The sequence below is a fragment of the Myceligenerans indicum genome (assembly GCF_016742955.1).
GTDB lineage: Bacteria > Actinomycetota > Actinomycetes > Actinomycetales > Cellulomonadaceae > Myceligenerans > Myceligenerans indicum.
This window is the reverse complement of record NZ_JABBYC010000003.1, coordinates 1-23,730: the sequence shown is the minus strand read 5'-3', so window position 1 is coordinate 23,730 and position 23,730 is coordinate 1. Positions and strand designations below refer to the sequence as shown.

Below are 23,730 nucleotides of genomic sequence, written 5' to 3'. Positions count from 1 at the left end.
GGGGCGCGCAGGTAGACTCGCGGCCATGTGCGGAATCGTCGGGTACACGGGTCTGAGCGGCGTCGCCGCGGACGATGGCGACGCAGGAATCGGCCGGGGTGCGGAGGGGACGGCGACACCGCTGGACGTCGTGCTCGAGGGACTGCGGCGCCTGGAGTACCGCGGGTACGACTCGGCCGGCGTGGCTCTCGTGGGGCCCGGGATCGACGGGGTCGCCTCGGCGAAGAAGGCCGGAAAGCTCGTCAACCTGGTGGAGGAACTCGAGCTGCGGCCGCTCCCGGCGGCGACGTCGGCCATCGGTCACACCCGCTGGGCCACGCACGGGGGGCCGACGGACGTCAACGCCCACCCCCACCTCGCCGACGGCGACCGGCTCGCCGTGATCCACAACGGGATCGTGGAGAACTTCAGCGAGCTGCGTGCCGAGCTCGCGTCCGAGGGCGCGCGCTTCCGTTCCGAGACCGACACCGAGGTCGCCGCCCATCTCGTGGCGCGGGAGTATCGCGCGACCGGTGACCTGACCCGTGCCATGGGACGTGCGGCGACCCGCCTGACCGGGACGTTCACCCTCCTCGCCGTCCACGCCGACGAGCCCGGGAAGGTGGTGGGCGCGCGCCACGACTCACCGCTCGTCGTCGGGATCGGCGAGGGGGAGAACTTCCTCGGGTCGGACGTGGCGGCATTCATCGCGCACACGAAAGAAGCCATGGAGCTCGGTCAGGACCAGGTCGTGACGATCACGCCGTCGTCGGTCGACGTGACGGACTTCGCCGGAAACCCCGCCGAGGCCAAGCGGTACACGGTGGACTGGGACGCGGCGGCCGCGGAGAAGGGCGGCTTCGACTCCTTCATGGACAAGGAGATCCACGACCAGCCGCAAGCCGTCGGGGACACGCTGCTCGGCCGGACCGACTCCACGGGCCGTCTCGTCCTGGACGACCTGCGGATCGACGAGTCGGTGCTGCGCGCCGTGAACAAGATCATCGTGATCGCCTGCGGGACGGCCGCCTACTCCGGGCACGTGGCCAAGTACGCGATCGAGCACTGGTGCCGCATCCCCGTGGAGGTGGAGCTCGCCCACGAGTTCCGCTACCGCGACCCGATCGTCGACGAGAGGACGCTCGTGGTCGCCGTCACCCAGTCCGGCGAGACCATGGACACGCTGATGGCCGTGCGGCACGCACGCGAGCAGGGCGCCAAGGTGATCTCCATCGTCAACACGCACGGCTCGACCATCCCGCGTGAGTCCGACGCCGTGCTCTACACCCACGCCGGGCCCGAGATCGCCGTCGCCTCCACCAAGGCCTTCCTGGCCCAGATCACCGCCGCCTACCTCCTGGGGCTGTACCTGGCGCAGCTGCGCGGCAACAAGTTCCCCGACGAGATCGCCGAACTCCTGGACGACCTGCGGGACATGCCGCGCAAGATCCACACCGTCATCGAGCGCGGCGAGTACGTGCGTGCCACGGCCCGCTCGATGCGGGCGAACGACAAGGTGCTGTTCCTGGGCCGGCACGTCGGCTTCCCGGTGGCGCTGGAGGGCGCGCTCAAGCTCAAGGAGCTGGCCTACATCCACGCCGAGGGGTTCGCCGCGGGCGAGCTGAAGCACGGGCCGATCGCGCTGATCGACTCCGGTCAGCCGGTGTTCGTCGTCGTGCCCTCGCCGCGCGGACGCGACTCGCTGCACTCCAAGGTGGTCTCGAACATCCAGGAGATCCGGGCACGCGGCGCGCGCACGCTCGTCATCGCCGAGGACGGCGACGACGAGGTGCGCAAGTACGCCGACGAGGTCTTCTGGATCCCGAAGGCACCGACGCTCCTGCAGCCGCTGCTGGCCGTCGTGCCCCTGCAGATCTTCGCGATGGCCCTGGCCACGGCCAAGGGCCTCGACGTGGACCAGCCACGCAACCTGGCCAAGTCCGTCACCGTCGAGTGAGCTGAGGCCGATCCGTCCCCGCGAGGCGGCGGGCGGTCGAACCACGGTTCACGCCACCAGGACGCGGCTGCCGGGCCTCGGTCCGACCGGAGCCCGGCAGCACCACGCTCAGCCCTCGGCGATCACCATCGCCGAGGAGATCCCCGCGTCGTGCGAGATGGTCAGGTGCCAGTGCCGGACCCCCAGTTCGGCCGCGCGCGCCGCGACCGTCCCGATGAGCTCCACCTCGGGCGGCCCTCCGACCACGCGGTGCACCGTCGCGTCGTGCCACCGCAGGCCGTCCGGGGCGCCGAGCGCCTTCGCGATCGCCTCCTTCGCGGCGAACCGCGCCGCGAGCGACGACGGCGGCAGGTCGCGTTCGGCCGGCGTGAACAGCTTCTCGCGCAGGCGCGGGGTGCGCTCCAGCGTCGCCATGAACCGTTCGACGTCGACGACGTCGATACCTACCCCGACGATCACTGCAGCTCCGGGATGACCTGCTTCTCGAACAGCTCGATGCCCGACTGGTCCCAGGCGGCCTCCAGGAAGTACGTGATGGCGTAGGTCATGCCGAGCTTCTCGAGGCCGTGCAGCTTCTCGGCGATCTGCTCCGGGGTCCCGCTCAGGTAGCTGTTGCGCCACCCGTCGATCTCGCGGTCCGCCCGCTCCGGCGCCCACCGGCGCAGGTGGTCCTCGATCCAGCCGAGCCGGTCGGCGACCTCCTTCTCGGTCTCGCCGATCACGACGTTGTAGTTGGCCGATCGGGTGATCCGGCCGAAGTCACGGCCGAGATCGTCGCAGTGCCCCCGCAGCACGGAGGACTTGTGCGTGAACCCCTCCGGGTCACCGGCGAAGTTCGTGTACTGCGCATGCTGCGCTGCGATGCGCAGCGTCTTCTTCTCGCCGCCGCCGGCGATCCACAGCGGGATGCTCGGCACCTCGGCGCCGTCGTCCCCCACCGGGAGCCGTTGCAGCGGCTGCGGGTGGCATCGCGCGCCGTCCACCTGGTAGCGCTCGCCGTCGAACGTGCCGGACGTGCCGGTGCGCCACATGTTCGCCATGATCTGCACGCCCTCGTCCAGGGCGCGCAGGCGTTCGCCCGCCGTCGGGAAGCCGTAGCCGTAGGCACGCCACTCGTGCTCGTACCAGCCGGCGCCGATGCCCATCTCGGTCCGCCCGCCGGAGATCGCGTCGACCGTCGAGGCGACCTTCGCCAGATACGTGGGCTCCCGGTAGGCCATGCACGTGCACATCTGTCCCAGGCGCACGCGCTGGGACGCCGCCGCGAACGCCGCCATCAGCGTCCAGGCCTCGTGCGTCGCCTCCTGGGTCGGTAGCGGCACCGTGTGGAAGTGGTCGTACACCCAGGCGGATTCCCAGGCGAAGCCGCCGCCGGGGACGGCCTCACCCGCCGCCTGGTTCTCGGCGCGGTGGAGCAGCGACAGCATTGTCGACCAGTGGTCCTCCGGGGCAATGCCGGCCAGGTCGAGCCGCCAGCCCTGCGGGATGAAGAGTCCGAATCGCATGCCCTGAGCCTAGGAGGTCGCACGAGCAGGTGTCGCCTGTTGTCCACACCGTTCGCACCGCCGAACGCCGCGATGGGGACGCACCGGAACGTTGCCTTACCGAACCGTGACAAAGAGCAGGCATCATAGGGCGCGTGATCGAGGCATGGACGGCAGATGAGATTCGCGCGGCGGAGAAGCCGCTGCTCGACGCGGGAACACCCCTCATGGACCGCGCCGCACGGGCACTCGCCCGGACGGTGCTCGCGGACGTGGCCCGCCGGCGGTCCGCCGGCGGAGCCCCGCCGAGGGTCCGGTTCGCGGGCTCCCTCGCCTCCGACGGCCTGTCAGGTACGGGGCGCGTCCGGCCCGCTCGCCGGTCCCGCGCGGTAGGCCGCGCCGCACAGGGTGTGCGTGTGGTCCTGCTCGTCGGCCCCGGGAACAACGGCGGCGACACCCTGTTCGCCGGTGCCCACCTGGCGACGGCGGGCGCACGCGTCACCGCCTTCCTCGTCGCCGGTACCGTGCACGGCCCGGGTCTGGCGGCGCTGGAGGCGGCCGGCGCCGAGGTGATCGCCCGGTCCGAGCTGCGCGTCCCGGCCGTCGTCGAACACGTCTCGGCGGCGGACGTCGTCCTCGACGGTCTCGTGGGTATCGGCGCGCGCGGCGCGCTCCGGCCCCCGTCCGGCGGGATCGTCCGGGCGCTCGTCGAGGCACGGGCGGCCGCGGAGGTGGCCGGATCCCCGTGGCCGTGGGTCGTCGCGGTCGACACCCCGAGCGGCATCGGGGTCGACGACGGCTCCGTGCCAGGGCCGGTGCTGGCGGCCGACCGGACGGTGACGTTCGGCGCCTACAAGCCCGGGCTGCTCCTCCCGCCGGCCGCCCACCTCGCCGGTGCGGTGGAGGTGGCCGACGTGGGCCTGCGGCGGGAGCACGGGCCGCAGGTCGCGGGCACGCTGCGGTTGCAGGACGGTGAGGTGTCCGCGGTGCTGCGGGCTCCCGGCGTGCGTGACCACAAGTACACCCGCGGCGTGGTCGGCGTCGTGGCGGGCACCGACAAGTATCCGGGTGCCGGAGTCCTCGCCACCGCAGGGGCGGTGCGGGCCGGCGCGGGCATGGTGCGCGCGCTCGGCCCGGCGGGTGTCACCGACCGGATCCTCGACCGCCATCCCGAGGTGGTCACCGCTGGGGGGCGCGTCCAGTCCTGGGTGCTCGGCCCGGGCATTCCGTCCGACGGGTCCGATGCCGGGCAGGACCGGCGGGTGTACGGCGCGCTGGCGGCCGTGACGGGCGTCCTCGACGCGGAGGTGACCGGCGGTGTCGTGCCCGCCGTCATCGACGCAGGCGCCATGGCGATGCTCGAGCACCGGCTTCCGGAGATCGCCGTCCTCACTCCCCATGCCGGGGAACTGGCCGACCTGATGCGTGGCCTCGGGCACGAGGTCGGCCGGGCCGACATCGAGGCCGAACCGGTGCGATGGGCCCGCGCCGCGCAACGTGCGACGGGTGCGACGGTCCTGCTGAAGGGTGCCGTCACGGTGGTCGTCGGTTCGGGCGTGACCTTCACGCAGGCCGACGCACCCGCCTGGCTCGCCACGGCGGGCGCCGGCGACGTCCTCTCGGGGATTCTCGGTGCGCTGCTCGCGGCGCGGGCCGGCGACGTGCTCGCGGATCCCGCGCTGACGAGCCGCATCGCGGCGGCCGCCGCCGTGCTGCACGGCCGTGCCGCGACGCTGGCCAGCGCAGGCGGGCCGACGACGGCGTCGGCCGTGGCGGACGCCGTGCCACGGGTGATGGCGGGTCTGCTGGCGGGATGACCGCGTCCGTGCGGTCCGCTGCTGGAAGGTCGGCTTGAGGAATTTTCCTCAAGTGGTGTGACATCTGGCGATCTCTCGCGTCTTGGGTGCATGAGTATGGATGCGGAGTCCCAGTTCCACGAGATCGTCGACCGTTTCGCCCGCCTGGACAGCCTTGCTCTGCGCATCCAGAACGATGCGGTCGAGATCGCCCCGGGGAACGGGGACGCCGGGCCGATCCGGGTCGACACCCTGACCGTCCATGTCACCTTGAGCGACCCCGGCGCCGCGGGACGCCTGGTCGCCCGGCACCGTCTCGTTCCGGGTCCGAGGTCGCCCCTGGAACTGAGCCGGACCTGGTGCGGCTGGCTTCCCGAGGCGTCACGTCTCCGGCCTGTCTCGGTTCGGTTGACCCTGGTATCGGGCGGATGAGGAAGCGGGGGATGCCTGCGCACAATTCCGGCAAGCGAACATTAATCCCACCCGCACCACTTGCGTAAACCAAGCAAGATCTCATTTTCGTCATACACTCGCATCGCACCCCCGGGAAAAGTAACCGCTGCCACAAAAAGGGGGTGGGTGCGCGTGAGGACCCGGACTGTACCGACTCGAGTGCTCGATGGTGAGCCTCGACAGACCGTCGACCTGTCGACAGAGAACCTGCGCGAATACGCGCTTCACGGAAGAGACCGGGAAACGCGGACGATCGCCGGGGTCGCCGGAGAGATCGATCCACGTACCTTGATGGTGATCGGCCCGAGCGGTTCCGGGAAGACGGCGACGGTCATGCACGCGCTGCGCGGTCTGGGCCCGGACGTCCCGGTGCTGCGGGTGCAGCGGATCTGGTCCCGCCGTCCGCATGCCCGGTTCCTCGGCCCGACCGAACGATCGGACCTCGTGGTCCTGCCCTCGGACGCCGACGGGAACGTCGCGACCGGCTTCTTCGAGAGCGTCACCGAGAACCTCGGCGGGAAGATCCCGCGCGTCGTCTTCGTCGACGACGCGGGAGTGCTGACGGAGAAACGCCTCGCCTGGCTGCAGCGCCTGGCCGACGAGGCGTTCGCACTGGACTGCCGGGTCGTCGTCGCCGCGGAGGAACTGGCGCCGGACGTGCTCCCGGACGAACTCGACGTCCTTCGCCTGGGGCCTCTCGGGGCGCCCGCGCTGCGCGCCTTCCTCACCGACGCGCTCGGCCTGTCGATCGCCGCGGACGTCGTCGAACGGATCACCTGGTGGAGCGAGGGGAACCCCCGGCTCGCCCTCGAACTGGCCCAGGAGCTCTCGGTGGCGCAGCTGCGCGGCGGCGCGCTCTGGCACGGGCCCGACGCGGCAGGCACCGCCGCCCGCCGGACCTACCGCCACCTCCTCGAGAGGGTCGACGAGTCCGGCGCCGACCTGCTCGCCTCCTTCGTGCTGCGCCAGGCCGGGTCGTGTCTCGGCGAGGAGCCCTGGGACGGGGCTGCCGGGCTCGGGGACGACCCGTCGTTGCGCGTGCTCGCCGGCCTCGGCCTCACCGAGGCGCACGACGGCACGTGGTTCCTGCGCCATCCGCTCGTGGCCGTGCTGTGCGCGGAGCGGAACAAGGCCGAGCCCCCTGCCGCGCCGACCGCCGAGCGCAGGAGCGAGGCGATGCTCCGCGGCCTGCACATGCAGGAGCTGAACCCGGTGCTGCGAGCAGGCCCGTTGTCCGTGGCGTGCCCGAAGAACCGTGCCCTGGCGTTCACGGTGTCGGTGCTGGCCGGCCAGACCTGGGGCGTGCCGCGCGCAGGTGCGTCGGGAGACGTTGACTGCCGGGAATGGGCCGACCACGTCTGGTGGCGGGCCGCCACCGGGATCCCCGAGCCTGCCCGCGAGTCGTCCCGGCGCCTGACGGCCGCCGCACTCCGGGTCGAGTCCGAGGGGGTCGTGCGTGACCCGGCCCGGCTCCGTGCCGACCTGGAGGCGGTGGGGGAGACGCCCGGCCAGCACTGGCTGGGACTTCAGCTGCAGATCAGGATGCGGCTCATGCTCGGGGACGTGTCGGGCGCCCGCGCGCTCGTGGCCGCGCACGTCGACGACGATGCTCGCGGGGTCGCGGAGCAGGTGGCCCGGAGCCTCAGCGTGGCCATGGTCGCCGCGGTCGAGGGCCAGTTCCACGACGTGCGACGGCAGCTCGATATCATCCGCAGGCTCCGTCCGGGGTGCGACGGCTGGCTGGTTCCGCGCGGGCTCACGGCGCTCGCCGACGCGGCCATCGACGGCCGGGTGCCGGATGTGGGTGTGCCGGACGCGCTCGGCAACTGGTCGGCACGTGCGGCCGCGGAGTTCGCCGCCGACGTCGGGGCCGCCCACCTCCTGCTCGGCCGTGCGCGCGAGGCGGTGTCGTTGCTGGCGGTGTCGGCCGAGCAGTGCCGGTGGCCGTACCAGTGCCCGGTCATGGTGCGGGCCGACCTGGTGGACGCGGCGGTGTCCGCGGGCGAGGTCCAGGCGCTGTCGGCGGCGATCGGGGGCAGCGCGGTGAACGACTGCGGAGCCCTGTCTGCGGACCTGCGGGCGGCCGCCGCGCGCGGGGCGGCCCTGCTCGCGGACGGCGAGCGCGCACTGGCCGCCTTCGACGAGGCGGTTCGGGCCTCGACGCCCCCGGCGTCGATCCGCCAGCACGTGCGGACCCTCGTCGCGTACGGTCGCTTCCGGGCGGCGCGGGGGGATGCGGGAGTGGCGGTGGCGGCCTTCGACCGGGGCCGGACCCTCGCGCAGCTGGCCGGGCTGGCGGGCTGGACACGTGGCATCGACACGGCGCAGACCGCCTCCGGCGGTGCGGTGGCGAGCAATCGGTGGGAGGGGCTTCGCCGGGACGAGAGGACGATGGTGCGCCTGGCGCTGAAGGGCGCGACGAACTCGAAGATCGCCGAGTCGGTGTTCGTCTCCGAACGCACGGTGGTGAACCGGCTGCGGCAGGTGTATCGCCGCCTCGGCATCCGCGACCGCAGGGATCTCATCCGCCTGGCCGAGGAGTGCCCGCCGCGGTGGGCCGCCGCCGAGGTGTAGCCGCCGGAGCCCGAGGGTGCGAAAGATCAGAATATTTCAGTCTTAGCTCAACTGAAATGTATTGAGTGCTCCATGTTGCGCTCGCCTGCGTTGGGGCATATCTGATGACAGAGCATGCATATGCTCAGAATCTTGTGTTCGCTGAACGTGGGACTCGTGTGTTTTTCACGTTCCCGCCGTAATTCCGGCGCCGCCCAGACGGCGAAACCTATGAGGAGTGAATTCCTTTGAGGCGAACACAGTTGTCTTCACGACGACGCCGATTGCGAGGTGGCGCGAAATGGCAGCGTCCTGTCGCGATCGGTGCAGGCGCCGCGCTTTGCGTCGCAGGGTTGAGCGTCCCCGCACAGGCGCTCGACACCTACCCTGACGACCCCGCGGAGGCCGGGGCCGGTGTGCTGATGTCTGAGCTCATGGAACAGGAGCTCGTCGGTGCGGCGACCTCGGACGCGGGCTGGGACACCGACGCGGGTCCCAACACCCAGAACCTGGACGCCGATCTGCTCGGGTCCCAGCTGCTGCAACTCGGGGACGTCGCGCTGCCCGTCGACCAGTTCATGGATCTCGGCCAGCTGGGAGCACTCGCCAGCACCAGTGAGGCCACCTCGCCGTTCGACGGACGGGCGGCCTCCGGGCTGATCGGTCCCGACGGCGGCGTCACGATCGACGGAACTGCCGAGGGCGACTGGGGGACGACGACGCTCGACCTCCTGGCCCTCGCGGACACGGCGGGCGTGGCCGGCATCACCGACGCGGTGGCCGACCGGCTCGACCTGCAGCTCGGCGCCATGGGCTCCGAGGTGATCGCCGAGGACGGCGTGTTCCTGGATCCGGACGGTGGGGTGACCGGCCCGGGGCAGTACGTCCTGGGTGATGCCTCGCTGCTGCTGCACTCGCCGGCGATCGAGGATGCCGCGGCGCAGATCTACGACCTGGGCGGTCAGATCGATACGACGGTCGAAGACCTGGTCAACCAGGTCTTCGACGTCACCGATCTGATCAGCGTGCTGGACGTTCCCGGCCTTCCCGCGCCGGACTGCTCGGTCGACTCCAACATGCAGGAGACGATCGTCAACGCCGTGGTGGGTGAGCCGCTCACCTCGGCCAACCAGCTCGTCACCATCGACTTCTCCACCGGTGAGGCGCAGATCCACCTGGAGCACCTGGTTGAGGGCAACGACCCGTGGGCCGGGGGCGACGACGCCGGCATGAACGGCCTCGCTCCCAACACCGAGGTCATCGACGACCAGACCTACCCGCAGGTCGCCGAGGGCGTGCACGAGCTGATCGAGGAAGCCATCCAGATCATGGCGACCGCGATCGACGAGTCGCTGAGCGCCGTCACGATCAGCTGCCAGTGGTACCAGGAGGGCCCGCTTCCCGGCGACGTCATCGATGTGTCGTGGACGGTCAACCTGGCGGACGCGGCCGGCGGGAACTTCCCGCCGGTGGAGCAGAACTGCACGGGTGCCACCGCCTCGATCATCTGCACCGCCCTGGCGACGACGGTCAACACCGCGGGCGTGCTGCTGACCCCGGTGTTCGCCACCGTGTACGACTTCCTCGTCAGCGACGAGGGGCACGCGGTGTTCGACCTGCTCATCACCGACATCAAGACAGGGTTGGTCACACAGACCGTCGGGAACGCCCTGTCACCGGTGTTCGACGTGGTCACGCAGTTCGTCTCGCTGCAGATCAACCACCAGGAGACGACGACCTGCACGACAGACGCCGGTGACGAGTCCCTCGACTCGCTCCAGGTCTCGGCGCTCTGGCTGGGCCTGGCGCAGGGCGACCTGGGCAGCATCGGTCTGGGCAACTCGGCCGTCCGGGTCGACGCCTGCGGGTTCACCGCCGTGACACCGGCACTCTCGGCCGCCCCGGCGCAGGTCGTGGCCGGCGACTGCACGGTGGTGTCGGGCGAGGGGTACACCCCGAGCTCGACGGTGACGGTGCAGCTGACGGACGCCGACGGCAACCCCGTGGGTGACCCGGTCATGGTCGACACCGACGCGAACGGCGCGTTCACGGTCGAGGTCTGCCCGGCCGCGGACGCGTCGCCGGGTGACTACACGGTCATCGGCACCGACGACACGACCGGAACCCCGGCCGAGACCCCCGTCATGATCCAGCCGGCTCCGATGGAGCCGTCGGTCTCGGTGGATCCGGGCGAGGTCGCACCGGGCGAGACCACCGACGTGACCGGCGACGGCTACACGCCGAACTCGACGGTGACGGTGCAGCTGACCGATGCCGACGGCAACCCCGTCGGAGACCCGGTCACGGTTGACACGGACGATACGGGCATGTTCACCACGCCGGTGACGGTCCCGGCGGATGCCGAGCCGGGTGGCTACACCATCACCGGCACGGACGACGCCACGGGTGCGGTGGCGGACGATCCGCTGACGGTGACCCCGGTGGACGTGGTCGCGCCGTCGGTCTCGGTGGATCCGGGTGAGGTTGTTCCGGGTGACTGCGCGGTGGTGTCGGGTGAGGGGTACACGCCGAGCTCGACGGTGACGGTGCAGCTGACGGACGCCGACGGCAACCCCGTGGGTGACCCGGTCATGGTCGACACCGACGCGAACGGCGCGTTCAGTGTGGAGCTGTGTGTTCCGGCAGGCGCGGAGCCTGGTGACTTCTCGGTCATCGGTACCGACGACGAGTCCGGCACCCCGGCACAGACCCCGCTGACCGTGACACCCGAGCCGGGGATGTCGCCGACGATCGTCGTCGATCCGGACGTGGTGGCGCCAGGCGATGCCACGGAGATCGTCGGCGCCGGGTACACGCCCGACAGCACTGTCACGATCCAGCTGGTCGGCCCCGACGGCAACCCCGTGGGCGGTCCGGTGACGACCGTCTCGGACGAGATGGGTGGCTTCACCCTTCCCGCCGTGATCATGAAGGAGACCGAGCCGGGCGACTACACCATCACCGGCACGGACGACACCACCGGCGCCGCGGCACAGACCTCGTTGACGGTGACTCCGCCGCTGGACGCGGTCGCGCCGGCGGTCTCGGTGGACTCCGCCGAGGTCGTTCCGGGTGACTGCGCGGTGGTGTCGGGTGAGGGCTACACGCCGAGCTCGACGGTGACGGTGCAGCTGACGGACGCCGACGGCAACCCCGTGGGTGACCCGGTCATGGCTGACACGGATGCGGATGGTGCGTTCAGCGTGGAGCTGTGTGTTCCCGCAGGCGCGAAGCCTGGTGACTTCTCGGTCATCGGAACCGACGACGAGTCCGGCACCCCGGCACAGACCCCGCTGACGGTGGCGCCGAGCGAGTCGAACGAGCCGGACGTCCCGGGCGAGATCGACCCGGTGCTCTCGGCCGATCCGTCGCAGACGGAACCGGGCGGGAGCACCGACGTGACGGGTGAGGGCTACACGCCCGACAGCACCGTCACGGTCCAGCTGACCGACGCCGACGGCAACCCCGTCGGTGATCCGGTCGCCGATGTCCCGACGGACGCGGACGGCATGTTCACCACGCCGCTCGTGGTTCCCGAGGACGCCGAGCCGGGTGACTTCATGGTGACCGGTACCGACGACACCACGGACACGGCGGTGCAGGCCCCGCTGACCGTGACCGACGGTGGTGACACGGGCGAGATCGACCCCGCGGTCACGGCCGAGCCGGTCGAGGTCGAACCCGGTGCCTCCACGGACATCACGGGTACGGGATACACGCCGAACGGCATGGTGACCCTGTACTTGACGGACGCGGACGGGAACGTGCTCGGCGAACCCGAGCCGTTCGAGGCGGAGGCGGACGGAACGTTCGTCATGGCGCTGAACGTCCCGGACGACGCCGAGATCGGCGTGCACACCGTCGTCGGGGTCGACGAGGCCACCGGTCTCGAGGCCACCACCATGGTGTACGTGGTCTCGGACGGTCAGGGTGGCGGCGCATGCTCCGCCCCGACCATGTTCGCCACCACGGAGACCGTGATGGCCGGCGGCGACGTGGTCGTCACCGGTATGGGCTTCACGGCCGGTACCGAGGTCGAGGTGCAGCTCACCGGTCCGGACGGGGAGCCCCTGGGCGAACCGGTCATGGCCACGGTGAACGACCGGTGCGGTTTCCAGGTGACGGTCGCGGTGCCCGAGGGCTCGGACCCGGGGCTCTACGAGATCCTCGCCACGCCGGAGGACGGCAGCGACGGTGCCTCGGTGCCGATCGCGGTCTGTGGTCCGGACGGCATGGACCGTGTGCTGAAGGCCTGGTTCGAGGAGGGCACGGTCTCTCCGGGTGACACCCAGACGTTCTACGCCTCGGGCTTCGACCCCGGCGAGCTCGTCATCGGGGAGATCCACGGGTCGGACATCACGTTCAAGGCGACCGCGGCGGACGAGGACGGTGTCGTCAGCTGGACCTTCACGATCCCGTCCGACTTCACCCCGGAGATCCACGTGGGCGTCGCCACGAGCGCCGTCAATGGTGACCGGGCACTGGCCAGCTTCTTCGACCCGCCGGCTCCCGGCGGCGATGAGTCGGCAAGCCCGGACGGGGCGGGCGACGACGGCGCCGGTGACGGCGCCGGCGGAGGCCGGCTCGCCGCGACCGGCTCGGAGGCATGGCGGTACGCCGCCCTGTCGTTCCTGCTGCTCGCAGCAGGTGCGGTGCTGATCCGCCGACGGAAGGTGATGCGCCTGGGATGACGAACCGGCCGTAGCGCCGACCGCCTGACGGTCGGCGCCACGGAGAGAACCGCGGCCGGCCCGGCGTGACGCAAGTCGCGCCGGGCCGGTCCGTGTCTGAAGATCGGTGGGGGCCAGGGGGCTCACCAGCGATTCTCAGGGGGTGGAAGGGTGCCGGATCAGAGCGGTGCACGACGTCGGGGCGGGATCGGTGGTCGAGTACGGCCGCTGAACGGCCGCAGTGCCGTGGCAGCGGTCCTGGTCGCCGTCGGGGCGGTGACGGCGGCGCTGATCGTGTTCCTGGGCGGACCGACCACGGGTGGCGAGCCGGGACCGCGTGGGCTCTCCGCGCGGTCGTCCGCCGTGCAGGAACCGGACTGCGCCGAGAACGAGCCGATCACAGAGACTCTCGGCAACGGTTCGGCGTGGACGATGTGCTGGAGGGTCGACCACAATGCCGGGCTGGTGCTGGAGGACGTGAGTTTCGCCCCGGCGGGGCACGCACCGCTGCAGGTGCTCGCGTCACTCACGCTCGGGCAGCTCGAGGTGCCGTACGACACCGGCCTGCGGAACACGGAGGACATCACGTCCCAGGGGTTCGGCGGACGGTCGATGCTGACGCTCACCGCCCGGTCGTGCGGCGGGGAGCGGCTGACCACCCCGGTGCCCACGATCGGTGACGGCAGCGTGGGAAGCGTCGAGCCGCGCGAGGTGCTGTGCCGGGAGACCGTCGACGGCGGCATCTCGTACCACGCGACCGGGGAGGAACCCGGGGACGAGCCGCTCGTGGAGCGGCGGACGGACCTGCGGCTCTCGACCATCTCGAAGGTGGGCTGGTACGAGTACGTCACCCAGTACACGTTCGGGGCGGACGGGTCGATCACGCCGGAGCTCGGGGCCACCGGAGACCTGTCGCCGGCGGACTACACGGACGCCGCGCACGGCTGGGCGGTCGGGGAGGGCGACCACGACCACGCGGCCAGCCACTCGCACAACGTGGTGTGGAAGATGCACTGGGCCCTCGGCGGCCGCGGCGGGCAGCGCGTCGAGCAGTACGACGCCGCGGACACCGACGAGATGGGGCCGAAGTCCCGTGTGGTGTCGGGAAGCCTGACCGGCATCGGCCGGGAGGACACCCGGACGATGACCGACCGCCGCTGGTGGCGGGTGGTGAACCCGGACCGCCGGAACGACGACGGCCACCCGGTCAGCTACGAGATCGACCTGGGGGCGTCGTCGTCGTTCACGTTCACGCGGGACGACGGGCACGAGCACGGCGGCTACGACATCGCGTTCACCGAGGCGTCGGACTGCGAGCTGTTCGCGACGGCGAACCGGGACGGCCACTGCGGACGCGGGGTACCGGACTACGTGGCGGACCGCCAGGAGCTGGACGACGTCGTGGCGTGGGTGGCGATCGGGTTCCACCACGTGCCGCGCGACGAGGAGCAGAGTCCGATGGAGTCCCACTGGCAGGGGTTCACGATGATTCCTCGCGACGTCACGGCGACCCGTCCGGACGCGCCGCCGTCCCGCGAGACCGTCAACGGCAGCCCGCCGCCCGCGGAGTGAGGGCGCCGGTACGGGGCGACAGGGTGGCCGGGCGACAGGGCGCGACGCGTCGTACCCGTCGTGGCGGGGATCAGCGGGGCAGGTGCGCCTCGATCTGCTCGACCACTTCCGGGGAGTCCGGGACGGTGCGCGGCTCGAAGCGCCGCACCTCGCCGCCGGGCAGGACGAGGAACTTCTCGAAGTTCCACCGCACCCGGCCGGAGTGCCCGCCCGAATCCGCGGTCTTCTTCAGCTCGGTGTACAGCGGGTGCGTGTGGCGTCCGTTCACCTTGACCCGGTCGACCACGGGAAAGGTCACGCCGTAGGTGGTGGAGCAGAACTCGGCGACCTTGTCGTTGCTGCCGAGCTCCTGGAAGAACTGGTTGCTGGGGAAGCCGATCACGGTGAAGCCGCGCTGGGCGTAGGTCTTCTGGAGCTGCTCGAGCGCCGTGTACTGCGGTGTGAGACCGCAGCGGGACGCGACGTTGACGACAAGGACGACGTCGTCGGCATGGTCGGCGAGCGTGGTCTCGCTGCCGTCCATCCGGCGGAAGGGGATGTCGTAGAGGCTCATGCGCCCATCCTGGCACCAGGGGACACCTGTCCGGAACCGGGTGAATGGTTCTTCACGCGCCGGCTGAGTCACCGCGCGGACCGCGCCGCGAACCGCGGTGGTCTCACGGTGCGGCGAACTCGCCGAGCGACAGGCGGGACTCGAAGCGGCGCGGGTCGCCGGTCAACGGGTCGCGGAACTCCAGCGAGCGAGCCAGCAGCTGGAGCGGGCGGTCGAAGTCGTCCGCGGCGTCCTCGCGCAGCACCGGCCAGAACGGGTCGTGCAGGATCGGCACACCCAGCGACGCCATGTGCAGCCGGAGCTGGTGCGTCTTCCCGGTGCGCGGTTCGAGGCGGTACCGGCCCAGGCCGCGAGCATCGTCGCGGGCTACGAGCGTGATCAGCGACTCCGCATTCGGCTCGCCCGGCAGCTCTTGTGCGGGAGCGGTGCCGCGATGCTTCTCGATCCGGGAGCGGATCGTGACGGCCTGCCCGTCCGCCAGCCGGCGGATCACATCGGCGTCCGACGGCGGGTCGCCTGCCGCGCCGTTCGCCTCTGCCGCGCCGCAACCGCCGTTTGCGTGATCCGCACCGTCCGCGTCCGCCGCGCCGCGACCGCCGTCGTCCACCGACAGTGATCTGAGCCGTGGCAGCGGCGCGACCGCCTCGTAGACCTTCCTGACCTGCCGCTCCTGGAAGAGCATCTGGTACGCGCCCCGCACCTCCCGGCGGACGGTCAGAACCAGCACCCCGGCCGTGGGCCGGTCGAGCCGGTGCACGGGACTGAGCTCCGGCAGGTCGAGCGACGCCCGCAGCCGAACCAGCACGGTGTTCCGGATCCAGCGGCCCCGCGGCATCGTGGCCAGGAAGTGCGGCTTGTCGACCACAAGCAGGTCGTCGTCGCGATGCAGGATCTCCGGTTCGAACGGAACGGCCGGCTCGTCCGCCGGCGGGTCGCGGTACAGGAACAGGAAACCCCGCGGCCGGTACGGGGTGCCGGGAGTGATCGGCTCACCCCGCTCCGTCACGACCTCACCCCCGGCGACCTTCTCGCGCAGGCGGACGGCGTCGTCGGGGAACCGCTCGAGCAACCACGCGTACGACGTCGGGTACAGCGCGACGGTCGCCGCGTCGTGGGGCAGCACGAGCCGCGTGGGGTTGAGTCCGTCGCGCACGGGCAGGGGTGAGCGCACGCCTCACCGTAGCCCGTGCGCGATCCGGATCCACCCGCCCGTCCCGGACCTCTCGCACGCGGCCGCCCACGCGGTGGGAGAATCGCCTTCGTGAGCACCACCCCGCCCGCCGGTGTCCTGCCCGGGTTCGATCCCGAGTACCCCGCCCGCGCTGTCGTCGACCTGACCGCCATCCGCGACAACGTGCGAGCGCTGCGCGGCGCGGCCCCGGGTGCCGCGCTCATGGCCGTGGTCAAGGGCGACGCGTACGGCCACGGGCTGCTGCCCACCGCGCGGGCGGCGCTCGCGGGCGGAGCGACCTGGCTCGGCGCGGCGCAGACCGGTGAGGCGCTGCGGCTGCGTCACGGCGGTGTCACCCCCGCCGATGCGCGCATCCTCACCTGGCTCTACGCGCCCGGTGCACCCCTGGAGGACCTGCTGGTCGCGGACATCGACATCGGCGTCGCGGCGCCGTGGGGACTGGACGCGGCGGCCGATGCCGCCCGCTCCTCCGGGCGTCCCGCACGGGTGCACCTCAAGGTCGACACCGGGCTCGGGCGCAACGGGATCACCCCGTCCGACCTGCCCGGCGTGCTGGCGCGCGCCGCCGAACTGCGCGGGCTGATCGAGGTGACCGGCGTCATGTCGCACTTCGCGTGCGCCGACGAGCCGGGCCATCCCAGCATCGACGCCCAGGCCAAGACGTTCGAGGACACCGTGAGCGCCGTCGAGCGCGCCGGGTTCGCACCCGAGGTGCGCCACCTCGCCAACTCCGCCGCGACGCTCACGCGGCCGGACACGGCCTGGGACCTCGTGCGGACAGGGATCGCCATGTACGGCCTCACGCCCGTGCCGCAGATCAGCGTCCCGAGCAGCTACGGGCTCCGGCCCGCGATGACGCTGGAGGCGCGACTCGCGACCGTGAAACGGGTCCCCGCCGGCAGCGGGGTCTCCTACGGGCTGCACTACGCGACGTCCCAGGACACCACCCTCGGCGTGATCCCCCTCGGGTACGCGGACGGCATCCCGCGCCACGCCAGCGGCGGAGCGCTCGGACCGGGAGGGCCCGTGCTGGTGGGCGGCGGCGTGGGCGACCTCGCCTCACGGGAGGCAGGCCCCGGCGCCGCGCGCGTCGTCCGGGTCGCGGGCCGGGTCTGCATGGACCAGATCATGGTGGACCTCGGCCCGTACGCGACCGAGCGGGCCGGGGACGTCGTTACCCTGTTCGGGCAGGCCGACGGCGTCGAGCACGCCGGGGCGCCCAACGCCGAGGACTGGGCGCAGGCCGCAGGCACCATCAGCTACGAGATCGTCACCCGTATCGCGGCGCGCGTCCCGCGCGTCTACGCCGGTACGCAGGACGTGGGTGCGGACGGCGCGATCCTCGGCGCGCCGGCCGGCCGGGGAGCATGGTCATGAGCGGGAGAACGGTGACGCCGGGAAACGGCGCGACGGCGGGCGCGGGCTCGACATCGCAGACGGGCACGACGCCCCAGGACGGCGCGCCCGCGAAAGGCAGCGATGCGGACGCGGTGGCGGCGTCGACCGTCCGCGCCGCGGTGCGGGCACTCGGAGCCGGTGCCGGATCCGTGACGCTGGAACTGCCCGACGCCGACGCGACACGCGCCCTGGGAGCCACGCTCGCGGAACTGCTGCGCGCGGGCGACCTCGTGATCCTCACCGGAGATCTCGGAGCCGGGAAGACGACCCTCACGCAGGGGCTCGGCCGCGCACTCGGCGTGCGCGGGCAGGTCGCCTCGCCCACCTTCATCATCGCGCGCGAGCACCCGCCGCTCCCGCGCCAGGACGGGACACGCGGCCCGGCTCTGGTGCACGTGGACGCCTACCGGCTGGGCGGTCTCGGCGAGCTCGACGCCCTGGACCTGGACTCCTCGCTGGACGAGTCGGTGACGGTCGTCGAGTGGGGTCGCGGCCTCGCCGAGGCCCTCACGGAGGACCGGCTGGAGATCGACCTCGCCCGGCCGCGCGGAGGAGAGCCCGATCCGGACGACCCGGAGTCCGGCGTGCGGCGCGCGACGATCCGCGGCGTCGGAGAGCGGTGGACGGGCCCGCGCGCCTGACCACGCAAGATCCTGGCCCGGCGGACACGAATCGAGGGAGTTTCACGTGGGTACCCGTCGCCCGCCGGTGGTCGTCGTGGTCGTCGCAGTCGTCGCGGCCGCGGTGCTGGGACTGGCCGCCCTGGCCGTACCCGGCCTCGTGACACCGGCAGACCCCACCAGCACTTCACCGGATCCCGCCACGCCGGTCGCGGCGAACGGCAGCCTCCACGTGTGCGGCGTGAACCTGTGCAACGAGCACGACACACCGATCCAGCTGCGCGGCATGAGCACGCACGGCACGCAGTGGTACGCCCGGTGCGTGAACGACGCCTCGCTCGACACCCTCGCGGACGACTGGAACGCCGATGTCCTGCGGATCTCCACCTACGTGCAGGAAGGAGGCTACGAGACCGATCCGGAGAGGTTCACCGACCTCGTGGACACCTACATCGACATGCTCACGGCACGAGGCATGTACGCGATCGTCGACTGGCACCTGCTCGACCCGGGGGACCCGACCGTGAACCTGGAGCGCGCCAGGACGTTCTTCACCGCCGTCGCCGAGCGTCACGGCGACCAGGACAACATCATCTACGAGGTCGCGAACGAGCCGAACGGCGTGTCGTGGCAGACCGTGAAGAACTACCACGAGCAGATCGTGCCGGTGATCCGCGAGCACGCCCCCGACGCCGTCGTGCTGCTCGGGACGCCGGGATGGTCGTCCTTCGGCGTGTCCGACGGCTCGGACGAGTCCGAGGTGGTGAACGACCCGGTCGACGCCTCGAACGTGATGTACACCTTCCACTTCTACGCCGCGTCGCACGGCCAGGAGTACCTGGACGCCCTCTCCCGCGCCGCGGACCAGGTCCCGGTGTTCATCACCGAGTTCGGCACCCAGGACTACGCGGGCGAGGGCGCCGACGACTTCGCCAGGTCCCAGCAGTACCTCGACCTCGCGGCGGAGAAGAAGATCAGCTGGGTGAACTGGAACTTCTCCGACGACCACCGGTCGGGTGCGGTCTTCACGGAGGGAACCTGCTCGGGCGGGTCGTACGGGACCGGCTCCCTCAAGGAGGCCGGGCGCTGGATCCGCGACCGGATCCGCACGCCGGACGACTTCTGAGCCGGTCGCGGCCCGCCGGACACCCCGAGTTCTGGGTTCCGCCGTCCCGAACTACGCTGGCCTCGTGCCAGTCCTCGCCATCGACACCTCCGCCGCCGTGTCCGTCGCGCTCGTGAGCGAGACCGGCGGTCGTCTCGCCGCCCGCTCGTCCGGCGAACGGCGGCGGCACGCCGAATCCCTCGCGCCGCTGATCACCCAGGTCCTCGACGACGCCGGGACCGACCGCACCGCGCTGACCGCCGTCGTCGCCGGGACCGGGCCGGCGCCGTTCACCGGGCTGCGGGTCGGGCTCGTCACCGCACGGACGCTGGCGCTCGCGGTGGGGATCCCCGTGCTCGGTGTGCCGAGCCTCGACGGTCTCGCGGCGCAGGCGGTGAGCGATCTCGGGCTCGATCCCGACGACGAGGTACTGGTCGCCTCGGACGCCCGGCGCAAGGAGGTCTACTGGGCCCGCTACCGGGTCGTCGCGCACGAGGGGCCTCATGGCGTGCCCGTGGTCCGGACCGTCGCAGGGCCCGAGGTCGGCCGTGCGGCGGCGGTCGCGGAAGCGCAGCCCGGCGCCGTGGCAGGTCCGGCGACGGGCGTTGCGGGCGCCCGGGCCGTCGTCGTCGGCGAGGGGGCCGCGCTGTATCCCGACGTCCTGCCCCTCGACGACGACGCCCCGCTCCTGCCCGACGCCACCGTCCTTGCCCGGCTCGCCCTCGCGCGCCGCGACGCCGGCCTGGCCCTGCCGACCGAGCCGCTCTACCTCCGGCGCCCCGATGTGCAGGAACCGGCGCCGCCGAAGTCTCCCGCGCTCGGCTGACCGGGCCTATCCTGGTGATATGCCCGAGTTCCACGTGCGCCCGCTCCGCAGCTCCGACTTCGATCGCGTGCTGTGGCTGGAACGCGAACTCTTCGGGGCGGGTGCCTGGACCTACGGCATGCTCGCCGACGAGCTCGCTGCGCTCGGCCGCTGGTACATCGTCGCCACCGTGGACGAACCGGGGTCGATCGGCCCCGATCCCGTCATCGGGTACGCCGGGCTCTGGTTCGACGGGGACGACGCGCAGGTCATGACCATCGGTGTCGCCAGGGCCTTCCAGCGCAGCGGTGTGGGCCGCCTGCTGCTGGACGAGCTGATCGCGCACGCGAGGAAGCTGAAGGCGAACGCCGTCCTGCTGGAGGTGCGGGTGGACAACGAGCCCGCCCTCGCGATGTACCGTCGTTCCGGTTTCGAGGTGCTGGCGGTGCGCAAGCGCTACTACCAGCCCGAGAACAAGGACGCCTACACGATGCGGCTGGACCTGCGGTCCGAGCCGCGTGCCGCCGCGGACGACGGCGACGCCGCCTGAACGGCCCCGCGAACGGGGGCCAGGACGCGAACCGGGCGCCGCGCGCGCTCGGCGGCAGTGATCGCCGTGCCAGGAACCGGGCCTGCCGCCGAGGCGGGCCCGGTGTGACGAGAGGAGCGCTGACGTGCGGGAAGACGTCTTGATCGAGGCCGGAGAGCTGGCGTCGGACCTGGGGGCCACCGGTGGGCCGCCCGGCGATCCCGCGGCGGGGACACCCGTGGTGCTCGACGTGCGCTGGGCGCTCGGGATGACCGACGGCGCCGACCGCTACCGCGCGGGGCACCTTCCCGGGGCGGTCTACGTGGACCTCGAGACCGAGCTCGCCGCGCCCGCGTCACCCGCCGCCGGGCGGCACCCGCTGCCGTCGCCGGCCGCCTTCCAGGAAGCCGCCCGTCGCTGGGGCGTGCACCAGGACTCCCACGTGGTCGTGTACGACGGCGTCGGCGGGACGTCGGCGGCACGGGCCTGGTGGCTGCTGCGCTACTTCGGGCTGGAGGACGTCCGCATCCTCGACGGCGGGCTCGACGCGTGGAACGCCGCCGGACACGCGCTCGAGGCCGGTGACGTGACGGCCGAGCCGGGAGACGTCGTCGTGCGGCCGGGCGGCATGCCGGTCCTCGACGCCGACGGCGCTGCCGCGCTGGCCGGCGGTGACGGCGCACTCCTGGACGCACGAGCAGGGGAACGCTTCCGGGGTGAGGTCGAGCCGGTGGACCCGCAGGCCGGGCACATCCCGGGGGCGTTGTCCGCACCCACGACAGGAAACCTCGCCGAGGACGGCCGGTTCCTGGACGACGCCGGACTGCGGGAGCGGTTCGCCGCACTGGGCCTTCATACTGACGGTGCCGCCAGGTCGGACGAGCCCGGTCAGGCCCACGGCGTCGGCGTCTACTGCGGCTCGGGTGTCACGGCATCGCACGAGGTCGCCGCGCTCGCCGCGACCGGGATCGTGGCCTCGCTCTTCCCCGGCTCGTGGTCCCAGTGGTCCAACGACCCCACCCGTGAGGTGGCGACGGGGCCAGGCCGCCCGGTCACACCGTGATCGTCTCCAGCGGCATCGACGAGTCCACGGGAATGTCCAGGCCGCTGGGGGCCACGCCGGCGCGGACCACCGCCGAGCCCAGCGCGGCGATCATCGCGCCGTTGTCCGTGCAGTGGCGGATGGGCGGGATGCGCAGCGTGATCCCGGCCTCGGCGCAGCGCTTGGCGGCCATCTCGCGCAGCTGCGAGTTCGCGGAGAACCCGCCGCCGATGACGAGGGTGTCGACGTCGTGCCGCCGGCAGGCGGCGATGGTCTTGGCGGTCAGTACGTCGGCGACGGCCTCGGCGAACGACGCGCACACGTCCTCGACCGGGATGTCCTTGCCCGCGTCGGTCCGGGCCTCGACCCAGCGGGCGACGGCCGTCTTCAGGCCGGAGAAGCTGAAGTTGTAGGCGTGGCGCTCCTGGTCCTTCGGGGCGGTCAGGCCACGCGGGAAGCGGATCGCCGTCGGGTCGCCCTCCCGCGCCAGCCGGTCGACGTGCGGGCCACCCGGGTAGGGGAGGCCGAGCAGCCGGCCCACCTTGTCGAAGGCCTCGCCGGCGGCGTCGTCCAGCGTGGAGCCGAGTTCGGTGACATCGGTGGCGATGTCGTCCACGAGCAGCAGGGAGGAGTGCCCGCCGGAGACCACGAGGGCCATGACGCGGTCGGGGAACTCCCCGCCCGAGAGCTGGTCCACGCAGGCATGGCCGATGACGTGGTTCACGCCGTACAGGGGCTTGCCCAGGCCGATCGACAGCGCCTTGGCGGCCGACGTCCCGATGGTCAGCGGTCCGACCAGGCCGGGCCCCGCCGTGACGGCGACGGCGTCGACGTCCGAGAGCGTGACCCCCGCCTCGTCGAGAGCTCGCTCGATCGTGGGCACCATCGCCTCGAGATGGGCGCGGCTGGCGACCTCGGGAATGATCCCGCCGAAGCGCGCGTGCTCCTCCATCGAGGACGCGACGGCGTCGAACAGCAGATCGTTGCCGCGTACGAGAGCCACACCGGTCTCGTCGCAGGAGGACTCGATGCCGAGGACGAGCGGTTCGCCGGAAGACGTCATGGGGCCAGGCTAGTTCGCGCACGGGCCGGCTCGCGCCGGAGTCAGCCGGCGTGACCCGGGCTGCGGGAGGCCTGCCGGATTTGTTCTGCTTCGGACGGTGTTCCCGCCAGTTCGGCGCTATCGTGACACCACGGTGTGCGCGGAGTCACGGTTGAATCTTGAACTATTCTGCCTCGCGGCGTTGTTGAGCCGGGCATGACCGAGACACTAGAAGCCGCCGCGCCCCTCGCCATCGACGACGCCACGGCCGACCGTCTGTTCCGCACCGCTCGCTCGGTCACGGAGTGGACCGACGCCGAGGTGACCGACGCGCACCTCCAGGCCGCCTGGGACCTGGCCAAGTTCGGCCCGACGGCGATGAACACCCTGCCGCTGCGCTTCGTCGTCCTGCGCTCGCCCGAGGCGAAGGCACGGCTGCTGAAGCACCTGCCCGACGGCAACAAGTCCAAGGTCGAGGCGGCTCCCGCCACGCTCGTCCTGGCCCACGACGCGGGCTTCCACGAGCACCTGCCGCGCCTGTTCCCCGTCTACCCGGGCATCAAGGAGCAGCTCGACCCCGCCGCCGACGTCCGCGACGGGATGGCCCGTTCGAACGCGCTGATCCAGGCGGGATACCTGATCGTGGCCCTGCGCTCGGTCGGCCTGGCGCTCCGCCCGATGAACGGCATGGACTTCGAGGCCGTGGACGCGGAGTTCTTCGCCGAGACGGGCTACAAGTCGTTCATGATGATCGCCGCCGGAGTGGCCGACGGCGCCGGCACGCCGCACGGGCGCATGCCCCGCCTCGCCCTGGACGAGGTCGCCCAGACCCTCTGACGCCCCGCTCGCTCGCTTCCCTCCCTCCCTCCCTCCCTCCTTCCTTCCTTCCTTCCTTCCTTCCCTCCCTCCGGCGACCTTCCTCGGCGACGAGAACGACAAGAACTGTCTCTTATACACATCTGACGCTGCCGACGATAAGG

18 protein-coding genes are annotated in these 23,730 nt (G+C 71.8%); 13 read left to right on the top strand and 5 right to left on the bottom strand.

Going from position 1 to position 23,730, the window contains the following annotated elements:
• Positions 1 to 25: 25 nt before the first annotated feature.
• Positions 26 to 1,936 carry a glutamine--fructose-6-phosphate transaminase (isomerizing) gene (glmS, locus tag HGK34_RS03405; RefSeq protein WP_201845183.1) on the top strand — a complete coding sequence of 637 codons (1,911 nt, stop codon included), beginning with the start codon at positions 26 to 28 and terminating at the stop codon, positions 1,934 to 1,936.
• Positions 1,937 to 2,044: 108 nt separating this feature from the next.
• Here the strand turns inward: glmS and HGK34_RS03400 are convergent, their stop codons facing one another.
• Complete coding sequence (locus HGK34_RS03400) at positions 2,045 to 2,395, bottom strand: holo-ACP synthase (RefSeq protein ID WP_201845182.1); 351 nt, start codon at positions 2,393 to 2,395, stop codon at positions 2,045 to 2,047.
• The gene (locus HGK34_RS03395) at positions 2,392 to 3,441 is read right to left on the bottom strand and encodes an LLM class F420-dependent oxidoreductase (protein ID WP_201845181.1); all 1,050 of its coding nucleotides are present in this window, start codon (positions 3,439 to 3,441) and stop codon (positions 2,392 to 2,394) included. Before HGK34_RS03395 ends, HGK34_RS03400 begins: the two co-directional genes overlap by 4 nt.
• 134 nt (positions 3,442 to 3,575) lie before the next feature.
• On the opposite strand from HGK34_RS03395, the gene HGK34_RS03390 reads away from it, so the two are divergent.
• The 5 genes from HGK34_RS03390 (at position 3,576) to HGK34_RS03370 (ending at position 14,464) form a co-directional block, all read left to right on the top strand.
• Positions 3,576 to 5,237: a bifunctional ADP-dependent NAD(P)H-hydrate dehydratase/NAD(P)H-hydrate epimerase gene (locus HGK34_RS03390; RefSeq protein ID WP_307815707.1), complete on the top strand. Its 1,662-nt coding sequence runs from the start codon at positions 3,576 to 3,578 to the stop codon at positions 5,235 to 5,237.
• 90 nt (positions 5,238 to 5,327) lie between these two features.
• The gene (locus tag HGK34_RS03385; protein ID WP_201845180.1) at positions 5,328 to 5,648 is read left to right on the top strand and encodes a hypothetical protein; all 321 of its coding nucleotides are present in this window, start codon (positions 5,328 to 5,330) and stop codon (positions 5,646 to 5,648) included.
• A 315-nt stretch (positions 5,649 to 5,963) separates the two neighbouring features.
• The gene (locus HGK34_RS23425; protein WP_201845179.1) at positions 5,964 to 8,243 is read left to right on the top strand and encodes a helix-turn-helix transcriptional regulator; all 2,280 of its coding nucleotides are present in this window, start codon (positions 5,964 to 5,966) and stop codon (positions 8,241 to 8,243) included.
• 332 nt (positions 8,244 to 8,575) lie between these two features.
• A complete protein-coding gene (locus HGK34_RS03375) occupies positions 8,576 to 12,913 on the top strand; it encodes a choice-of-anchor G family protein (RefSeq protein ID WP_201845178.1) in 4,338 nt (1,445 codons plus the stop codon).
• A gap of 225 nt (positions 12,914 to 13,138) precedes the next feature.
• Positions 13,139 to 14,464: a copper amine oxidase gene (locus HGK34_RS03370; protein ID WP_307815706.1), complete on the top strand. Its 1,326-nt coding sequence runs from the start codon at positions 13,139 to 13,141 to the stop codon at positions 14,462 to 14,464.
• Positions 14,465 to 14,534: 70 nt separating this feature from the next.
• On the opposite strand, the gene HGK34_RS03365 is transcribed toward HGK34_RS03370, so the two are convergent.
• The gene (locus HGK34_RS03365; protein WP_201845177.1) at positions 14,535 to 15,017 is read right to left on the bottom strand and encodes a glutathione peroxidase; all 483 of its coding nucleotides are present in this window, start codon (positions 15,015 to 15,017) and stop codon (positions 14,535 to 14,537) included.
• 103 nt (positions 15,018 to 15,120) lie between these two features.
• A complete protein-coding gene (locus HGK34_RS03360; protein WP_201845176.1) occupies positions 15,121 to 16,188 on the bottom strand; it encodes a pseudouridine synthase in 1,068 nt (355 codons plus the stop codon).
• Between the two features lie 81 nt (positions 16,189 to 16,269).
• Between HGK34_RS03360 and alr the strand changes: the two genes are divergently transcribed.
• The 6 genes from alr (at position 16,270) to HGK34_RS03330 (ending at position 21,729) form a co-directional block, all read left to right on the top strand.
• Entirely contained in the window at positions 16,270 to 17,586 is a 1,317-nt protein-coding gene (gene alr / locus HGK34_RS03355; RefSeq protein WP_372433067.1) for an alanine racemase, read from the top strand.
• Between the two features lie 140 nt (positions 17,587 to 17,726).
• Entirely contained in the window at positions 17,727 to 18,248 is a 522-nt protein-coding gene (tsaE, locus tag HGK34_RS03350; RefSeq protein ID WP_307815734.1) for a tRNA (adenosine(37)-N6)-threonylcarbamoyltransferase complex ATPase subunit type 1 TsaE, read from the top strand.
• A 46-nt stretch (positions 18,249 to 18,294) separates the two neighbouring features.
• Positions 18,295 to 19,353 (top strand): glycoside hydrolase family 5 protein, encoded by a 1,059-nt coding sequence (locus HGK34_RS03345; RefSeq protein ID WP_201845174.1) that lies wholly within the window; start codon positions 18,295 to 18,297, stop codon positions 19,351 to 19,353.
• A gap of 64 nt (positions 19,354 to 19,417) precedes the next feature.
• Positions 19,418 to 20,158, top strand: coding sequence for a tRNA (adenosine(37)-N6)-threonylcarbamoyltransferase complex dimerization subunit type 1 TsaB (gene tsaB / locus HGK34_RS03340; RefSeq protein ID WP_201845173.1), 741 nt, complete (start codon positions 19,418 to 19,420; stop codon positions 20,156 to 20,158).
• Positions 20,159 to 20,177: 19 nt separating this feature from the next.
• Complete coding sequence (gene rimI, locus HGK34_RS03335) at positions 20,178 to 20,687, top strand: ribosomal protein S18-alanine N-acetyltransferase (protein WP_201845172.1); 510 nt, start codon at positions 20,178 to 20,180, stop codon at positions 20,685 to 20,687.
• 124 nt (positions 20,688 to 20,811) lie between these two features.
• On the top strand, positions 20,812 to 21,729 hold the full coding sequence (locus HGK34_RS03330) for a sulfurtransferase (RefSeq protein WP_201845171.1): 918 nt from the start codon (positions 20,812 to 20,814) through the stop codon (positions 21,727 to 21,729).
• Here the strand turns inward: HGK34_RS03330 and tsaD are convergent.
• The gene (tsaD, locus tag HGK34_RS03325; protein WP_201845170.1) at positions 21,719 to 22,771 is read right to left on the bottom strand and encodes a tRNA (adenosine(37)-N6)-threonylcarbamoyltransferase complex transferase subunit TsaD; all 1,053 of its coding nucleotides are present in this window, start codon (positions 22,769 to 22,771) and stop codon (positions 21,719 to 21,721) included. The genes HGK34_RS03330 and tsaD overlap by 11 nt on opposite strands.
• Positions 22,772 to 22,966: 195 nt before the next feature.
• Here tsaD and HGK34_RS03320 point away from each other — a divergent pair, with 195 nt between their 5' ends.
• Entirely contained in the window at positions 22,967 to 23,587 is a 621-nt protein-coding gene (locus HGK34_RS03320) for a malonic semialdehyde reductase (protein ID WP_201845169.1), read from the top strand.
• Positions 23,588 to 23,730: the final 143 nt, after the last annotated feature.